This is a genomic window from Variovorax sp. UMC13 (genome assembly GCF_014170375.1).
In the GTDB taxonomy this organism is placed as follows: domain Bacteria; phylum Pseudomonadota; class Gammaproteobacteria; order Burkholderiales; family Burkholderiaceae_C; genus Variovorax.
The window spans coordinates 54,179-71,187 of record NZ_LZZW01000033.1; the positions used below are offsets into that span (position 1 = coordinate 54,179).

Genomic DNA, 17,009 nt, shown 5'->3' on the forward strand with positions numbered 1-17,009 from the left:
GGCAAGATCACCCTATCGGAAACTCCCAAAGGGAGAGACAGAACGCGGCATCTACCGCACTTCCGTCCAACTCTCGGTCGGCCGATTTGCCGTGCTCGACGATGGAATGGGCTTTAGCCTCGTGTCCTGGCGTCCCGCTTTGGAGCGAAGCTTGGGGCAACGGGTAGCAGTACATTCCGGCGGGAAGGCAATTCAAAGGGAGCTTGGTCGTCAACTAGGCATAGACCGATAACTTGCAGGCAAAGGAGCCTGAATGACCTCGCACAGAACACGCTCAAGTACTTCTACGCCTACCGGGCCATCACGGGGGGCCGCCGGTGCTCGCGCCTCCCGCCACAAACGTCGTCACCCTTGAGCTAGCAATCAGCTCAATCCAGCGCTTTCTAAACACCTTATCAACCGAGCCTGACCCGCCGGACGGCGGTGCGACCGAACAGCAGACCGAGCGCGGCCCACAGTCCCAAACCGAGCATTTGCTGTACCGGCGATACGGACTCCGTCACCCCGGGCTCGAAGCGCGGCTGTCTCGCAAAATCCTCCGAGCCGAAACGCAGCTCTTTGAAGAGAAAAGTGTAGTAAAAGCTGCGCAGCCGAGCATGAAACGCCGAGATTCGATCCTGGTAGGCGAGTTGCGCTTGCAGATCCGTTGCCGCCTGTCGGTGCAGCGCCGCCTGCACGCCGACGCCTGGCAGCAACCACCCCAAGCGCTCCGTCCAGCGCTGGCGCGTGAGCAATCCTTGACGATAGGCCGCAACCTGCGGCGCCACGCTCTCGTCGCCGAGTTGTTGGAACGCGTAGTACCACTTCCAGTGAAATCCAGCTGGCAAGGGCGCTGTGTCTTGCCATTGCGGGTGCGTGCGGAAGAACCTCGCCATCGTGTCCTCCCGCGGCAGATCCCACGCGGCATGGACCGTCTGGCGCTGCGCCAGCATCAGTTCGACGCCTTCCCCCACCGGGACCGCGCGCGCCAGCGCAGCGTTGGCGAGGGTCGGCACGATGAGCGTCAGCACGGCCCAGCAGCCCATCAGCGCCGTGGCATTGGCCACTGAACTGCCGCCGCGCGTGACCACGACGAGCGCCAGTCCTGTCCAGAACGCCAGATAGGCAGCCGTGCTCAGCAATGTTGTGGCCAGCGCCATCCATGTCATGCCATTGGCCAGTGCGCCCACTAGCACAGGTAGCACCAACCCCGCGAAGACCAGACCCGCTCGCAAGCCTGCGCGACGCAGCCAGAGCCTCGGCGCGGCACTCGGCATCGCCAGCAAGGTGCTCAGCCGGCCGGCTTGGCGCTCCCCCGATACCAGGTCATGCAGCAACGCCACGATGAACAGCGGCGCGAGATAAACGAGCACGAAAGCGAAGTCAAAGCGCCCCGCAAGCGCGAGTTCCGGATTGAAGCTCTCACCTTCGTGCAGCTGCGCCTGCAACGCCAGCGCGCGCACGCGCAGTACATAGGGCGATACGTCGCGCAGGCCGATCGCAAGAAAAGCTGCACTTGAAGGCGGATCCCATGTGGTCTGGAATGTGTAGTACGCCGCCGAGCCCGCGTCAGCGCCTTGCACGTACTTGCGTGCCTGCGCATCCAGCTCCTCTTGTTGCAAAGCGGCCACGCGAGCAATGGTTGCGTGCTCACGCGCGACTTCGCATGTACCCGAAATCACTGCGAGCGCGGACAGCACCAGCAGTAAGGCCAGCGCCGCGAGCGCCAACCGCGAGCGCGAAAGAAGGCGCCATTCATGACCGAGCCAGCTCATCTTGCGGCTCTCCCGAGACGGCGGGTGGCGAGCGCAAGCAACCCAGTCAGGGCCGCGAGCCACGCAAGCAAAACGATCGCGCCCGGCGTGGCCTGCCGCAATGGCTGCGAACTCGGCGCCGCTTCGAAATGAAAGTCGGCGACGCCATGCCAGTGCTGGCGATCGATGCGGTTGTCGCGGCTGGAGCGATCACCGGCGAAGCTGAGTTTCTCGGCCTGCATGCGGTTGAGCGTCTGCACCAGGTTGTAGCGATGCTGCTCGCCGGCTTCCGCGAAGCGTTGATAGCTGAGCAGGTCGGTGCCGGAAAGAGACATCGAAATGCGCCGCAGCGCAAGGGCCGGGCTGAGTAGCGCGAAGCTGTCGACTCGCCGCAGTTGCGCCTGCTGGCGCGCGAAGGCGTCGTTGGTGTAGCGCGCGAATAGCTCGCTTGTGAGGCGCTCACCTTCCATGCCGACCAGGCCTTTATAGTTGACCGGCAAATCCTCGATGCGCGAGACGCCATACGACGCGAGGATCTTCTTCTTGAAGTTGGCGAAGTACGGGTCGTTGGAGTTGTGGCCGTCGCCCAGAGCAGCGAGGTCGCGGGCCACGGCGATGTCGGTCTCCAGGCGCGTCGGCAGCGCATGGACGGAGGCCACGATTTCGGGCGCGAGCCGCGGCAGGAGGATAACGCCGATAGCCCATGCCGCGAGCAAGGCGACGAGCGCATCGCGTCCGCGTCGGAAGAGCGCCGATGCAGCGACGATGCCGATGAGCCAGATCAACATCCACACCGCGTAGCCGGCGCTCAATGCTGCGGCAAGAACGCCGGAATCCGGCGTCTCCGTGGACATCCAGCCAAGCGCCGCGAAGGCCGGAAGCAGGACTAGCGCGGCGATGGCGCCGAGCGCAAGCAGCTTGCCGGTCAGGATCTGCCGAGGCCTCACGCCTTGCGCCAGCAACATGCGCAAGGTGCCGCGCTCCTGCTCGCGCGTCACCGAGGCATGCCCGATGAAAATCAGCAGCAGCGGGGACAGCACCTGTAAGACGAATGCGGGCGTCAGCTGGCCGAAGCGCAGCAGCAACGAAGACTGCCGCACGTCGCCGAAGTTTGCGCTGTTCTGACGATGCCCTTCGAGAAACAGCGTGTGGCCGGTGTAGGGGTCTACGCCGGAATCGAAAGCCGCCAGCGGATTCAGAGGCCTAAAAACGAAATGCCCGTAATGAACCATGCGATGCGGGTGTCGGTCGGGCTGGGCTTCGAACTCATGGTCGACCTGTGCCTGATGGTGCGCCCGCGCTTCGGCCGTCGCACGTCGGTTGTCCCATGACGTGAACGTGGCCACAGCGGCGAGAAGCAGCAGCAGGGAGAGGCCCAGCACGGCCACGCGGTCGCGACGCAGCAGCCGCCATTCTTCGCGCGCAATGCGCAGGGTCGGGCTCATGTTGTCGACTCCTGGCCGGCGTAGCGACGGTGCAGTGCCCGCACGTCGAAGCGCTCAGCGCTCGCAGAAGCCGCGACTTCCGCCAACAGCTTTCCGCCGCCGATGAAACCGATGCGGTCGGCTACGTCGGCCGCGCCAAGCAGGTCGTGTGTGACCATCAGGATTGAGACCCCCTGAGCCCGCAGCAGGCGCAGCAGCCGGCTGAACTCCGTGGTCGCATGCGGGTCCAGCCCCGAGGTCGGTTCGTCCAGCAGCAGCACCGGCACCCTGCGAGCGAGCGCCAATGCAATCGACACCTTCTGGCGCATGCCTTTCGAGAAGCCTGACACCCGCTGACCGTGCGCAGCTCTGTCGAGCCCGGCCATTGCCAGGGCGTCGTCAATCCCTTGCTCGGCCTGCGGCTGGCCTGCCAGATCGAGCAAATAGGCGACGTTCTCGCGGGCACTCAGGTGCTCGTAAAGCGCGACGTTCTCGGGGATGTAAGCCAGCTGGCGCCGCGCCGCCGCGGGATCGGCGACACAGTCTGAGCCGTTTACGCGGACCCGTCCGGAAGCGGGCTCCACGAAGCCGAGGAAGAGGCTCAACGTTGTGGTCTTGCCGGCGCCGTTGCCTCCAAGCAGCGCGTAGATTTCGCCGCGCTCGACGATCAGGTCGAGCCCGTTCAGGATAGTTCGCGAACCGAAGCCGGCCACAACGCTGGAGGCTTCGAGCGCGGGCGGCAACGCGGGATCGCGCGTGGGGGTGATCCGCGTCATGAGATGGAAGACTTCATGGCTGTAGGGCTCAGAACTTGGCCTGCAGGCCGACGGTGATGGCGCGCGGGCTGCCCGGCGTCACCCACACGCGGCTGTAGGAACTGGTGTAGTAGGTTTTGTCGAACAGGTTGTCCACGTCCAGCGTCAGGCGCAGTGCCGGAGTCAGGCGCCAGTACGCAACCAGCTTCGCGGTGGTGTAAGACGGCAGGTCGAAGGCGGCTGCGTTGGCATTGGCTTCGGCCTGCGTGCGGGCCTGGCCGAGGCGCTTGCCCACGTGCGTCACGCCGCCGCCGATGCCGTAGCGCTGGCCATTGGCTAGTGCATCTTCATAAACGGCGAGCACGCTGCCGTTAACGCGCGGCACGTTGAGAAGTTGGCCACCGACTTCAAGCGTATTGTCTTTAGCGATTTCCACGTCGTTGACCACAAGGCTGGCGTTGAGCCGCCAGTGCTTCGTGACCTGTCCGGCGAAGTCGATCTCGAGGCCCCGGCTGCGAATCTCTCCCGCAGAGATCGAGTAGCCGGTGTTGACCGGGTCAGCGGTCAGCACGTCGCGCTTGCGGATGTCGAAGAGCGCTGCGGTTGCACCTATGCGACGGTCCGCGCTTTCCCATTTGGTGCCGAGTTCCAGCGATCGCCCGTTTTCCGGCGCGAACGCGGCGGCCGCGAAATCGGAGCCGACGTTGAGTCGGAACGAGCGGCCTGCGTTGGCGAATAGAGTCCATTGTTCCGTCGGCAGCCAGCTGACGCCGATGCGTGGCGAGGTCGCGGATGGTTCCTGATTGGCTGTGACGTTCGTTTTCCGGTTGAGCAGAGACTGGCTGTAGTTGTCGACTCGCACGCCTGCAACCAGGCGCCATCCGGGTGCCAGCTTGATAGCGTCTTGGAGATAGATCGCCGTATCCCGCTGGTGCTCAACCGTGTCGGTGTTAGGCGTCGGAACAGGCTGAAGTTGCCCATAGACCGGGTTAAAGACGTTGATGGCGTAAGGCCGTGGGCCGGTGGGGTTGACGCGCAGCATCAGCGTGTCCATCTTGAAGCGGAAGCTCTCGACACCGAAGAGCAATTCGTGTTCGATGGATCCGGTGTTGACGTTGCCTTGCAACTCCGCCTGCAGCGCAATGTCGTCGGAGTCGTAGTTGCGGAACCGGCGCTGGCGCGTCAAGTCGCCATTGGACTGAAGCGCGGTTGCTTCAGTGGAGAAGCCGTTCACGGAAGTTCCGCGCCAGGACAAGCCCAACCGGCTGCGCCAGGTCGAATTCCATTCGTGGGAAAGAATGAACTGATGCGTCTGGTTCTGTACCGTCACATCGCCATCAGCAGGTTCGCCGAGGAAGCGTGTGCGCGCAATCGCACCCAGGCTGTTGTTGACCGCGACAACGCCGCGGTCCAGTGGCGTCTGATGGCGCAGGTACTCGCCGGTGTATTCCAGCAGCGTGTCGCGCCCTAGCTTCCAGGTGAATGCGGGTGCGATGACTTGCCGTTTGGCGCCGATGTAGTCACGAAAGCTGTCGCGGTCCTCGACCGCCACGTTCAGGCGATACGCGAAGTTGTCGCCGACGGGGCCCGTGCTGTCGAAAGCGCCGCGCTTCTGGCCGTAGCTGCCCACATAGCCTTCCACCGCATTGGCCGCTTTCCACTGCGGGCTCTTCGAGACGATGTTGAGCGTGCCGCCGGGCTCGCTGCTGCCGTAGAGCGCGGCGGCCGTTCCTTTCAGGAACTCGATTCGCTCGACGCCGGCCAGATCGCGCGGTGCATTGAAACCGCGGTTGGACGAAAAGCCGTTGAGCAGCGTCGCCATGCCGGTGTTTTCGTTCCCGGGCAGGCCACGGATCGCGATGTTGTCCCAGAGGCCGCCGAAGTTGTTCTGACGAGAGACACCGCCCACGTAGTCCAGCACGTCGTCGAGCTTGGTAGCTCCCAGGTCGTCTATGGCCTGGCGCGTGACGATGCGAACAGACTGCGGCAGTTCGCGCAGCGGAAGGTTGGTCTTGGCCCCTGCCGCTTCATCCGAGTGATAGGCGCCGGATTCCGTTCGGCCGACGACCTCGATGGTCGACAAGGTGGCGTCGGCTCGCGCCATCGATGTCTGGGAGAAGGCCGGCCCCGCAAGCAGGGCTGAGATGGCGATGGCGAGCGGAGGCAGGCCGAACGCAGGAGCACGTGTGCCCGTCGAGTGGATGGAGGTCATGAAAAAGCAGTCGATGGACGGTCCCGGCGCGCGATCACAGGCGCGGCATGGCACAAAGGCGGATGCGCTGCCGATGCCCGTGGGCGTCGGACAGCTCGAAGAAAGATGGGGGTGAACCCGCCGGTGCGGCAGGCGTCAGCTCAAGGTCGGGGGATCGCGCGCGGCGAAGCACCAAGGGCCGGTACTCGGCACGAAAGCCGCCGGGACCGGAGGCGATCGCCGGGCCGTGTGGTCGGACCTTTCGGCCAGCGAAACCGCAGCCATGGGCAGCGCGGTGGCCTGCTGTCCGAAGGCTTGGCACCAGGCACACACATCGCGTACTTCTTCGCCTTGCTCCGAGGCCAGGATGTCCTTGTCGGTTGACGAATTCCCTGCCTGGACAACGTCCGGCCCGACCTGTTGCAGGTGCTTCGCATCGTGCATCGGCATGCCGACGGCCGTGTTGAAGAACACGGCCAGGAGCAGAAGTCGAAGCAGGAAGGAAGACATGGGCAGGCTGGAGGCGCGGATCATCCGTGTCTCAACCGCGAGAGACGCGCAGACTAGGGCGCGCTGCGTCGATGTTGACCTCGCTCATGTCGTTGACGATCACTGCGACTTGGCGGCCCTCACGATTGTTCAGGATGTGGTCGAGCAAGGTGGTTTTGCCGGCGCCACGGAAGCCGCACAGCACGGTCACGGGAAGGCGTTTCATGAATTTTTAATTGATATTATATTATCAATTAGACCATATGATGGCTGCTACGTCGGGGCGTGTTTCTTCTTTTTTCCCGTTTGCTAGGCGAAGCGGCGAGGCCCTTGCCGAAGTCGGCGCAAAGACCGTACAACGTGATCTCGTGTGACTCCACTTTGAACCCACGGGGAGCGAGGGCCGCGAAATCGCCCAGGCACTGGTGGACATCGAAAACACTTCCACGAGCGCCACTGGAAATGATGGTGGTGTCCGTGGTGGGCAGTTTCGAATCGCGGCGCCTCGCCAGGCAGTTCGACCAGGCGAACATCCAATCCTTGACCAACAACTTGAGGTCGCAGTAAACGGTCGCCAGCCCGAAGCCGGGCACCGTGTGCTGCGCGCGCTCTTGGATTGCAAGCGGAAGCAGCGGGAGCGACGAATCGGTCACAACCGCGCGAATGACAGTTCGCTGCCGCATGCCTCGCTGCAAAGGCGCGGCAGCTTCCTTTTTCAGAACAAGAGCTCTCTTTCGCTCAAGATTTCAGCGGCAGCATCCCGTCGCGCAGCATCCCCACGCCCAGTTCATACACGCCGTCCCAGACGATCTGCACGCCCAGGCACAGCAGGATGAAAGCCGACAGCCGCAGGAAGATCACCGAGCCCGCCTCGCCGAGCGGCTTGAGCAGTCGCTGCGCGTAGCGAAAGGCCAGGTACAGCAGCACGCCGACGGTCAGCAGCGCCAGCACGCCGCCGCCCATCCGCGCCAGTGACAGCGACAGCCGCGCGTCGGCCAGCGACACACCAACCGTGATGGCGGCTGCGATCGAGCCGGGTCCGCAACTGACCGGGAAGGTGAGCGGATAGAAGGCCTGGCGCCGCGCCATGTCGGGCGTGAAGCTCTCGGCCAGCTCGGTGCGGCTGTCTACTGTGGCTTGCGTGGCGGTGAGTAGTCGCCAGGCCGTGGCCGCCACGAACATGCCGCCGCCCACGCGCACGATGGGCAGAGAGATGCCGAAGAACTCCAGCACGTAGGAGCCGACCAGCATCGCGCCCAGCAACAGCCAGAACATGTTGCGTGCGATGCGGCGCGCCAGCAGCGCGCGCGTGGCCGGGGATGCACCCTCGGTCAGGCCCAGGAAGATGGGCGCCGTGGCGGCCGGGTTCAGGATCGGCAACAGAGCGGCAATGACGAAGAGAAAGCTCTTGCCGAAGGCGCCCAGAAGTTCAAGTGTCACTGCGTTCCTGTGTCAGGGTGTGGGGGGTGTGTGGTCGACGAACTCGCGCACGCGCCGACGCAGCGCGCACTCGCGGCGCTTCTCTTCTTCGTGGTCTTCGCGCAGGCCGCGCCACAGCGCGATGGCCATCAGCACGATCACGCCCACAAGAGGCATGCGACGACGATGGTCGCGGTCTGAGCCGACTTGAGCCCGCAGGCCAGCAGGCCAGCAGGCCAGCAGCAGACTGATGGCGATGCCCGAGATCAGCACGCCCCAGGCGAACTTCACGCGCGCGCTGGGATTATCGTTAACGCCGGTGCTCATCATGCCCAGCACAAACACGGCGGAGTTGCCCGAGGTCACGAAGAACACAACGACCACCGAGCGAAAAGGCTTGGATCATGCTGGTTCGGAATCGCAAATGCGAAGAACTCTCGGCCGTCATGTAGCCGCACGCTGTCGTGCTCAGAGCATCCGTAGTTCTCCCCAGCACCGTTGTGGCGTGAATCCAGGCCGCGAAAAGCGCGCTCAGCGCGCGCCAACGGTTGCCTCGTCGGGCCTCGATGAATCCAATGTTTGCCATTACTGCTTCCCTTGCTCGATTCCTCCACCGTCACGCCCTGCAGGCCCCCCGGCCTGGATGTCGAGCTTGGTGCGGCTCAAGCAGGACAGGATCAGCGCGGATGGCGACGGCCAGAAAGCGAAGGACTTGATAGCGCTCAAGGTTGATGCATCCAAACTGGAAGGAGGAGTCGAAGGTTCGGCTGGCCCAATCCTGCCACGGATCCTCGTCACGTTCGGGTACGTTAGCTAGCCTTGGACTTTGATCCTCCGAATGACCTGCGCCACCCAGCTTATCCTGCAGGTTTGCGGCACACATTCGCCGTGCGCTTTCAGAGGAATTCATCGTATGAAGGCCTTGCACTTCATCGTTTTAGTGATTGTTGGTGGCATGTTGTTTCTTGTGATGAGAGGGTTTTCTTCCGCGTGGGCTCTGCTTGAGCTGGCTTGGTCGACGATTTTCGGCTTAGTCAACCGCTTCTGATCTTGGGCAGCAACGGCCTGGGACGAAGCCTGTCCGTTGCTCGTGCCACGCGGCTGACGGCTCGCTGCGGGTCAAGACTGATTGGCAGCGTTTGCGTGAGTCCCTTTGATTGCGCCTGCGTCCGGCGGATCAGTCTTGGTCGATCCTGAGTCCGGTCCTGGCCCGGTGTAGCCGCTCGCGACGCCGTCGCGAATGAGCCCAACGCGGCCGTTCCAATACGCTCTAGGGCGCAGCCAGTCGTGCCGCAGCCGTGAAGCAACGCTTCGTTGCTGTCGTCCTTGGCCGACTCGCGTCAGTCATCAAGCACGAACTTCTCGGCGGGCACGACGGTCTCGCGCTTGTCGGCCATCAGGAGCCGGCGCGCGCGGTTCAAGCAGGGAGCACTCCGCTGTTGCCACGAAGGCCCGGATTCGGGCGGCGACCTCGAGCGGCCCGGTATGTCAGCGCCGTCGTCGAGGTAAACGGTGCCCAGGAACGGGTGGCGGGAAGCGCGTAACCGATCTCGCTCAGTTTTTGATAGGTATGCGGGTGAGCAGTCCATCGTCGAGTTTCATCAGGGCAGTGCTGGCTCCCCTTTGAAGGTTGATCACCTCTTTCTCGGCTTCTTCAAGGCTTGAGAAAGGGTTGGGGCTTCGTGCGAGGAGGGCGCCCTCCTCGTCGAGCAGTCGCCACTGGAAGCCTTCACCTCCAGCCAATGGTCCGATCACAAACTTCATCCGGCAGTTTCCTCCATGTCGTGGGTTACTTAGTTAATAGCGAACGGGTGCTAGCCGCCCTCGCTTCAATATAGCCAAGGCCCAAAGGACTAAAGAGCAACTTTGGCTATTTCCATTTGTATCGGAAGTGTTCGGATGTTTTAAATGTTTGTGTTGTAGATCCTTTTTCTTACACGGACTTTCGCATGGTGGGAATCGTGGCCCCCATCGGGTTCTGTGCCGGCGCTGAGGCCTCAATGGATGACAGCAGTGTTGGGTGGGCCGAAGGTCGGTACGGCAGGTATGTCGCGATGCGCGGCATAGAGATGTGGTCCGGCTCGCGGGTTCTCGGGTTGGCGCGCGCGGGGGGCCGTAGTGACGCGAACGCCGCGGCGCCCGGTACCGGTGTAGGCTAAGCAGCAGCGCTGACCTTATTGGGGTTGGCGCGCATCCGCCTTGATGACTGTAGGCAAGCGCTCGTTGTGCGCTGGGTGCATCGGAACAGGCCGATCTCGCTAGCCTTAAGCAGGGTGGTACAGCGAGGGTTGTCAGAGGCAAGGCGCCAGCGTCTTCGGAGGTCCGCTTTACGGCCGCATCCTGCCACAGGTGACTTGGCGGCATCGGCCCAAAGCGGACGAGCCCGCGCTGGCCCAGCAAGCGCACCCTCGCAGAATCAGAATCAGAATCAAAGATCCAAGCAAACACGACCAGGTGCCAAGGGCTTGGCGCTTTGCGGGAGGGATCGATCAATTCGTGTCCCCCAGCCGAAAGAACCTGATCGCGGACACTCCTGGAACGAGGCCTTTGCCCATTGGGCGACAGCTTCTTGCCATAGCGCGATTGCATCTTGAAGAACGACACGGGCGTCCGTGCACGCCGCTACATCTCGCAGGCCGAGATCCGACTGCAAATTCAGAGAGGGCTTGAGTTGCAGCTGCATCAGACAAACCGGGGGATCGGCCCGATCTGGGGCGTCGTGTCCTCGCCCAGATCGATTACCACGCGGTCGACGAAGCACCAACCCCAGCCTTCGGGCGGATCGTAGCCTTCGATGATCGGATGCGCCGACTCCTGAAAGTGAGCGCGCGCATGGCGGTTTGGTGAATCGTCGCAGCATCCCACATGGCCACAGGTGCGGCACAGCCGCAGATGGACCCAAGGGCTGCCGGTCTTCAGGCACTCCTCGCAGCCCTTGGCGCTGGGCACCACATGGTGGATGGCCTCGGCATGCGTGCATTGCTTGATCTTGCTCATTCGGTGCTCCTCATGAAGTGGTCAGATTTCGGTGGCGCGAGCGTGAGGGCCTGCTTGCCTCCGCCCATGGCGAACGCTACACGCTCGACGACGCCATGACAGGTAGTGTTGATGGCGTGAGCACTAGGAACGCTGGTTCCAGGCGGAAGGCCGAACGTCTCGGCGCCAGTGCCGGCCTGCATCGCGAATGATCGCTCTTTCCCAGGCGTCGAGCCTTTGGGCACAAATTCCGACAATGCGATCACCCTGGACGGCTGTCGGATCATTCCCCACGCCCTCTCCTCGCACCCTGCGCCGGGCTGTCCCGGCCGGTTCTCTCGGTTCTCTTTTATGGTCCGCGGCACAGCCTGTAGGCGCTCAGGGGCGAGGAACGCGTTCGCCAAGATGTGGACACGCTCTAGCGGCGCTTCGGCCGCAGGGGCTGCCTGCCGCCGCCCGGCAGCGTGCGCTAGCCTGATGGGTTCGTCTATCCGGACGCCCTCGGGCCCCAGCCCCATGGACGGCGCGAAGGCGAGTGCATGCTCCACCAAGGCGTCGCGTCGCGCTTTCGCCTAGGAGAAGCTCGGCCAAGGCTGCGGCGTTGGAACCGCCGACTGAGCAGTCGGCAACGCCTTGAGCCGCGAGGACCCACAACAGCCTATCGCCGCCCTCCCGAAAGCCGAGACATCGCACAAGGCCATCCGGGACCTCGAGTCGGATGCGGATGGCGTCTCTCGCCAGCGCCCCGAACTCGAAACGCGGGCGCGCACTTGCGGGAATTGTGGTCAGCTTGCCGCGTGAGATGCAGCCGCGACGACAGACTGGGCGCCGTCGCAGCCCTGTTTCCTGCTTTCCACCGGCCCGGTGCATAACTTTGGGGATAACTATGCGGCTAGACGCTCCGATCCGCAGCCATGCTCGCTCGCACAGAGTGCTCACCGTTTGAGCGCACACATTGGGGACAAATTCTTGCGCGCCGAACCAGTGAGCGCAGCTCGCAGGTTCCTCGGTAGTGAACACTTCCATCCCTTGGTGCCCCATTTTCACGGACGCCTCCGCAATGGGGCCCGGTGTGCAGCGCGTCCCCAACCACGAATCGTGGCTCGAGGATGCACCGGCGGCGAAACTTTCGGAGAGATGCCCAGGCGTCACGAAACGCCGCCCCAAGGCCATTGAAGCGGGCACCCTGGCAGGCCGCCCGCCCGCAAGGAGGGCACGTCTACGCCTATCCCCGCTGCCGTGCAGCCTTGCGCAGATCCCTGATCTGGTCGTGATTGCGCTGAGCGCCGTCAGCCTGCTTCTGGACCACCGCTCGAACATCCGCCGGCAGACTCTGCTTGAGGGCCTTGCGGTAGCGGGCCACGCCGGTGTCCTCACCGCGTTCGCATGACTCCAGAATCGAGAGCTCGCTGTTGGCGCCAACCCCACCCTTGAGTTGCACCCAGCCGCGATGCATCACGCCGACGGCTGTCCCGCCTGACGCCGGCCCCCCGCCGTAGTGCCGAAGCAGGGCAATCAGTTCCTCCCCGGCCTGTCGGCAGCCTTCGGCCCGATTCAGGAACAGTTCCTTGGCGTCAGCGCTTTCGACCGCATCGGCGCACGTGCGGAATCCGTACTCGCCGTCGCGTGCGTTCTCGAGCAGGTCGTTCAGGATGTCCACCACGTCTTCGTCGGACAGGTCCTCATGGCTGACGATGTCACTGCCGTTGGCCTGCTTATCGTAGTAGGTGTCGTCCGCCCGCTCCCACGCCGCCCGAGCGGCCGGACGGGCCTCTTCCCAGCCGAGGTTTGAGCCACCGCGACGAGATTCCCATTCGGTCGCCAGCGCGGCTTCCTCGGCCTCGAAATCGGTACCGCGCTGTGCGCGCCCCACCCAGCCCATCTCGTAGGCCGGCGCATAGTCGTCGTAGGATCTGCCGGCTTCGACGTAGCTTTCCTTGGCATAGTTCTCGCGCCAGTAGGCCTCTTCCATTGTCGGGTTGACGCCCTCCGCCGCGGCCTTCCCGCCAAGCCCGCCGACCACCGCGCCGGCCACCAGGCCCACCACCGTCCCGACCGGCCCGGCCAGTGAGCCCGCTGCGGCACCGGCCAATGCGCCGCCCGTGGCGCCCAGGCCCGTGCCCACCGGATGCGCGCCAGGCGCGCCGGTGATAGGGTCGCGATTGGGTTCGCCGTTGCCGAGTTTGCCGTCGTCTGTTGCCATGTCTGTCTCCTGGAACGCCTCATGAAGGCAATGAAGCTCTTCTTCGAAGAGCGGAGAGACGACGATGACATCCGTCGCACGGCGCACTTGTGGTACTGGCGAGCACGTCGACGTAGTCATCCACTGTCGCCGGACGTGTCTGGCTCAGGGCCGCCCAGGCACTTGTACACGGCTAAAGTCGTCTCTCGCAATGAACGACCGGAAGATCATCGACACGATCCGCACCTTGCTGGAGGCTCGCCCGGCGTCGGCTTCGATTTGTCCCTCGGATGTGGCACGTGCGCTGGCGTGCGATGAGGCGAGCTGGCGAGCGTTGATGCCGGAGATCAGGCGTGTTGCCGCGACGCTGGTGGCTGCCGGCGAGTTGCAAGTGACCCGTGGCCAAGCGGTTGTGGACCCACTGGCTCTCGGGGGCCCGATCCGGCTGCGCAGCCTGCGCGCTGGCAAGAGATCGTCGGGGTAGGACCGCCGAATGATCGGTGGACTTGCGCTGCTCGCTCGTCAGCGCGCAGTCTTCGAAGGCACGGGATGCCATCGTCGGGCCGCGTCGGCTCGTCACTTGGTATGGACACAGTAACGGTGCTTGGCATACGACGCAGGAGCTTTGCATCGCGACGTTGGAGGCTTCGGGGCCTTCAAGCCCCAATGCCTACATTTCCCGCAGCTGCGTGCTGCTCACAACGGCCACGACCTTCGCCAGATCTGCGACATGACTGATGTGCCTCGCGGCGAGGACGTCGAGTTTCTTGCGGCCGGCGGGCAACAGATGCACTTCCACTGATCTGCGATCTGCGGTGCTTTCCTTGCGCTTGACAAGCCCCGCCTCCTCGCAACGCGTGACCAGCGCAACCACCCCATGCGCCTGCGCCTGAAGGCGCTCTGCGAGTTCACTCACCGAAGCCCACTCCCGCCCCGGGAAACCTTGTGTGTGCAGCAGCAGCTGGTACTGGAGAACCGTGATTCCTTCCCCCCGGGCCGCGTTTTCGCTGAAGCGCAGAAACGTGCGCAGCCGGTACCTGAAGTCCGAGAGCGCCTCCAGATGCAGCTTATCGACGTGATCGTTTTTTTTGGGCATAGGTCTGACCGAACAGTAAGCGTCGCAACGAATGTATCAGCGCTGCAGGCAGCGTGATCTCCCTCATGGGGTTTTTACTCATAACGTGACATATTTATACTCATACCATGATGTATCTGACCGCAGCCTGACCTGCGCCGTACTTCACGCCGCCCTCCCATCGCGACACGCCGATGCAGACGAGGGCTCACCGAACCCTTTCAAGAGAGATTGCCTATGCAGATCAAAAGCCAGAGGAACTTCTTCTCAGGCCTCATGTTCACCATCGTGGGCGCCGCGTTCTCGTTCGGCGCCACCGGCTACAACGTCGGAAGCGCCGCACGGATGGGACCGGGCTACTTCCCCTTCATCCTTGGCGCACTCCTGGCCGTGCTGGGTCTGGTGGTCATGGCCCTTTCGCTCAAGGGGACCACTGCCGACGGCGAGAAGGTGGGCGCGATCGCGTGGAAGCCACTGGGTTTCATCATCGGTGCCAACGTGCTGTTCGGCATCCTGCTGGCGGGCCTGCGAAGCATCGGCCTGCCGGCCATGGGACTCGTGATCGCGATCTACGCCCTGGTCGTCGTGGCCTGCATGGCTGGCGCGAACTTCTCCATGCGGCTGTCGCTGATCCTGGCCACCGTGCTGGCCATCGGCAGCTACCTGACCTTCATCATCGGCTTGAAGCTTCAGTTTCAGGTCTGGCCGACCTTCATCAGCGGCTGAGCCGAGCGAGCATCCATGACTGATCTGATCAACAACCTCTCGCTCGGCTTCGCCACCGCGGTGACGCTGCAGAACCTCGCCTACGCTTTCATCGGCTGTCTGCTGGGCACGCTGATCGGCGTCCTCCCGGGCATCGGTCCGACGGCCACCATCGCCATGCTGCTGCCCGCGACCTACGCGCTGCCGCCCGTGGCCGCACTCATCATGCTCGCGGGCATCTACTACGGCTCCCAGTACGGCGGGTCGACCACGGCCATCCTGGTGAACCTTCCGGGCGAATCCTCGTCGGTCGTGACGGTGATCGACGGCCACCAGATGGCCAAGCAGGGCCGCGGCGGGCCGGCACTGGCCGCGGCGGGCCTGGGCTCGTTCTTCGCTGGCTGCGTGGGCACCCTGATCCTCGCGGCGTTCGCGCCGCCGCTGACGGAAATTGCCTTCAAGTTCGGACCGGCGGAGTACTTCTCGCTGATGGTCCTGGGCCTCATCGGCGCCGTGGTGCTCGCCTCGGGCTCGTTGCTCAAGGCCATCTGCATGATCCTGCTGGGCCTGCTGCTGGGTCTGGTCGGGACAGACGTCAACTCCGGCGTCGCACGCTACAGCTTCGACATTCCCGAGCTCACCGACGGACTGGGCTTCATTGCCATTGCGATGGGCGTGTTCGGGTACGGCGAAATCATCGCCAACCTCGCGCGTCCCGAAGAGGAGCGCGAGGTCTTCACGGCCAAGGTCGAGGGCCTGATGCCGACCAAGGAAGACTTCAAGCGCATGCTGCCCGCCGTGCTGCGCGGCACGGCGCTGGGCTCCTCCCTGGGCATCCTGCCGGGCGGTGGCGCCCTGCTCTCGGCCTTTGCGGCCTACACGCTCGAGAAGAAGATCAAGCTCAAGCCCGGCGAGGTGCCCTTCGGCAAGGGGAACATCCGCGGCGTGGCAGGTCCCGAGGCGGCCAACAATGCCGGTGCGCAGACGTCCTTCATCCCCATGCTCACCCTGGGCATTCCACCGAACCCCGTGATGGCGCTGATGGTGGGCGCGATGACCATCCACAACATCCAGCCCGGCCCGCAGGTCATGACCAGCAACCCCGAACTCTTCTGGGGGCTGATCGCCTCGATGTGGATCGGCAACCTGATGCTGGTGATCCTGAATCTGCCGCTGATCGGCCTGTGGATCAAGCTGCTGACGATTCCCTACCGCTGGCTGTTCCCGGCCATCGTGCTGTTCTGCGCCATCGGCGTCTACTCGACGAACAACAACGTCTTCGACATCTGGCTCGTGGCGATCTTCGGTGTGGTGGGCTATGCGTTCATCAAGCTGGGATGCGAGCCCGCACCGCTGCTGCTCGGGCTGATCCTGGGCCCGATGATGGAGGAGAACCTGCGCCGCGCGCTCCTGCTGTCGCGCGGCGACTGGAGTGTCTTCTTCACCCGGCCCATCTCGCTGGGGCTGCTGATTGCCGCGTTGCTGCTCATGGCCATCGTCCTGCTTCCCTCGATCCGATCCAAGCGCGAGGAGGCGTTTGTGGAAGACGTCTGACGTCTGAGTGCAACGGCAGCCCCAGCGGCCCACGCGGCCCGCTGAAGGGCGAGCCCCAACGGGTCGATGCCATCCCTGAGTGCTCGGTGCAGCACTCGGTGGCCTCCCCGCTAGTGCAACGATCGCGTTGCCACGGCCCAAAGAGATGCCAGTCTCTGTATCGATCGCGCTGGCCACTCCAGGTCAGCCCGCCCTCCATGGGCAGGCGGCGACGCGCATCCGGGGCGGGCGCGCCGATGTGCGCAAGACGCGCTGCGTGGCCACGCCCGTCGCAGTACACCAGAGCCCGGTCGTCAAGGCCTTCTGCGAACGCTTGGTCAAAACGGGCAAGCGCAAGAAGGTCGCCCTTGTCGCGACCATGCGCACGCTGCTGACGACACGCAACGCCCTCGCAAGGTGATGCAACCGCTGGGACGATCCGACCCAGCCTGCTTGATTGCGAGGACGGTTGCTCAGAAGTCGGGGTGCAGTTGGAACAGAAGACCTGCAGCCGATGCACAACTTGC

The 17,009-nt window shown here is 63.9% G+C and carries 17 protein-coding genes and 2 pseudogenes; 6 read left to right on the forward strand and 13 right to left on the reverse strand.

The window, feature by feature from the left end:
* Positions 1–19: 19 nt before the first annotated feature.
* Positions 20–232: pseudogene (locus tag A9977_RS28430) on the forward strand (DUF3363 domain-containing protein); the annotation flags it as partial.
* Between the two features lie 163 nt (positions 233–395).
* Here the strand turns inward: A9977_RS28430 and A9977_RS28435 are convergent.
* From A9977_RS28435 to A9977_RS28475, 9 genes and pseudogenes are all read right to left on the reverse strand, one after another.
* Positions 396–1,754 carry a DUF3526 domain-containing protein gene (locus A9977_RS28435; protein WP_183028167.1) on the reverse strand — a complete coding sequence of 453 codons (1,359 nt, stop codon included), beginning with the start codon at positions 1,752–1,754 and terminating at the stop codon, positions 396–398.
* Positions 1,751–3,178 carry a DUF3526 domain-containing protein gene (locus A9977_RS28440; RefSeq protein WP_183028168.1) on the reverse strand — a complete coding sequence of 476 codons (1,428 nt, stop codon included), beginning with the start codon at positions 3,176–3,178 and terminating at the stop codon, positions 1,751–1,753. The genes A9977_RS28435 and A9977_RS28440 overlap by 4 nt, the downstream gene beginning before the upstream one ends.
* Positions 3,175–3,933: an ABC transporter ATP-binding protein gene (locus A9977_RS28445; protein WP_183028169.1), complete on the reverse strand. Its 759-nt coding sequence runs from the start codon at positions 3,931–3,933 to the stop codon at positions 3,175–3,177. The genes A9977_RS28440 and A9977_RS28445 overlap by 4 nt, the downstream gene beginning before the upstream one ends.
* 28 nt (positions 3,934–3,961) lie before the next feature.
* Positions 3,962–6,124, reverse strand: a complete 2,163-nt coding sequence (locus A9977_RS28450; RefSeq protein WP_183028170.1) for a TonB-dependent siderophore receptor — start codon at positions 6,122–6,124, stop codon at positions 3,962–3,964.
* Positions 6,125–6,259: 135 nt separating this feature from the next.
* Positions 6,260–6,637, reverse strand: coding sequence for a hypothetical protein (locus A9977_RS28455; RefSeq protein ID WP_183028171.1), 378 nt, complete (start codon positions 6,635–6,637; stop codon positions 6,260–6,262).
* Positions 6,638–6,674: 37 nt separating this feature from the next.
* Positions 6,675–6,818 (reverse strand): annotated as a pseudogene (locus tag A9977_RS28460) (GTP-binding protein); the annotation flags it as partial.
* Between the two features lie 28 nt (positions 6,819–6,846).
* A complete protein-coding gene (locus tag A9977_RS28465) occupies positions 6,847–7,275 on the reverse strand; it encodes a transcriptional repressor (RefSeq protein WP_310936216.1) in 429 nt (142 codons plus the stop codon).
* Positions 7,276–7,330: 55 nt separating this feature from the next.
* Entirely contained in the window at positions 7,331–8,032 is a 702-nt protein-coding gene (locus A9977_RS28470; protein ID WP_183028172.1) for a MarC family protein, read from the reverse strand.
* 12 nt (positions 8,033–8,044) lie between these two features.
* Positions 8,045–8,386, reverse strand: coding sequence for a BCCT family transporter (locus A9977_RS28475; RefSeq protein ID WP_310936217.1), 342 nt, complete (start codon positions 8,384–8,386; stop codon positions 8,045–8,047).
* A 538-nt stretch (positions 8,387–8,924) separates the two neighbouring features.
* On the opposite strand from A9977_RS28475, the gene A9977_RS34510 reads away from it, so the two are divergent.
* Entirely contained in the window at positions 8,925–9,059 is a 135-nt protein-coding gene (locus A9977_RS34510) for a hypothetical protein (protein ID WP_259652195.1), read from the forward strand.
* A gap of 506 nt (positions 9,060–9,565) precedes the next feature.
* Here A9977_RS34510 and A9977_RS28480 read toward each other — a convergent pair.
* The 3 genes from A9977_RS28480 to A9977_RS28490 form a co-directional block, all read right to left on the reverse strand.
* Positions 9,566–9,775, reverse strand: a complete 210-nt coding sequence (locus tag A9977_RS28480) for a hypothetical protein (RefSeq protein ID WP_183028174.1) — start codon at positions 9,773–9,775, stop codon at positions 9,566–9,568.
* A gap of 918 nt (positions 9,776–10,693) precedes the next feature.
* On the reverse strand, positions 10,694–11,008 hold the full coding sequence (locus A9977_RS28485; RefSeq protein ID WP_183028175.1) for a UBP-type zinc finger domain-containing protein: 315 nt from the start codon (positions 11,006–11,008) through the stop codon (positions 10,694–10,696).
* 1,204 nt (positions 11,009–12,212) lie between these two features.
* Positions 12,213–13,190, reverse strand: coding sequence for a PA2169 family four-helix-bundle protein (locus A9977_RS28490; RefSeq protein WP_183028176.1), 978 nt, complete (start codon positions 13,188–13,190; stop codon positions 12,213–12,215).
* Between the two features lie 190 nt (positions 13,191–13,380).
* Between A9977_RS28490 and A9977_RS28495 the strand changes: the two genes are divergently transcribed.
* Positions 13,381–13,653: a DUF3253 domain-containing protein gene (locus A9977_RS28495; protein WP_183028177.1), complete on the forward strand. Its 273-nt coding sequence runs from the start codon at positions 13,381–13,383 to the stop codon at positions 13,651–13,653.
* 186 nt (positions 13,654–13,839) lie between these two features.
* Here A9977_RS28495 and A9977_RS28500 read toward each other — a convergent pair whose 3' ends face one another.
* A complete protein-coding gene (locus A9977_RS28500; RefSeq protein ID WP_183028178.1) occupies positions 13,840–14,265 on the reverse strand; it encodes a MarR family winged helix-turn-helix transcriptional regulator in 426 nt (141 codons plus the stop codon).
* Between the two features lie 216 nt (positions 14,266–14,481).
* Between A9977_RS28500 and A9977_RS28505 the strand changes: the two genes are divergently transcribed.
* The 3 genes from A9977_RS28505 (at position 14,482) to A9977_RS28515 (ending at position 16,903) form a co-directional block, all read left to right on the forward strand.
* Positions 14,482–14,970 (forward strand): tripartite tricarboxylate transporter TctB family protein, encoded by a 489-nt coding sequence (locus A9977_RS28505; RefSeq protein WP_183028179.1) that lies wholly within the window; start codon positions 14,482–14,484, stop codon positions 14,968–14,970.
* Between the two features lie 15 nt (positions 14,971–14,985).
* A complete protein-coding gene (locus A9977_RS28510; protein WP_183028180.1) occupies positions 14,986–16,503 on the forward strand; it encodes a tripartite tricarboxylate transporter permease in 1,518 nt (505 codons plus the stop codon).
* Between the two features lie 145 nt (positions 16,504–16,648).
* Positions 16,649–16,903 carry a hypothetical protein gene (locus A9977_RS28515; protein ID WP_183028181.1) on the forward strand — a complete coding sequence of 85 codons (255 nt, stop codon included), beginning with the start codon at positions 16,649–16,651 and terminating at the stop codon, positions 16,901–16,903.
* The last annotated feature ends 106 nt before the right edge of the window (positions 16,904–17,009 follow it).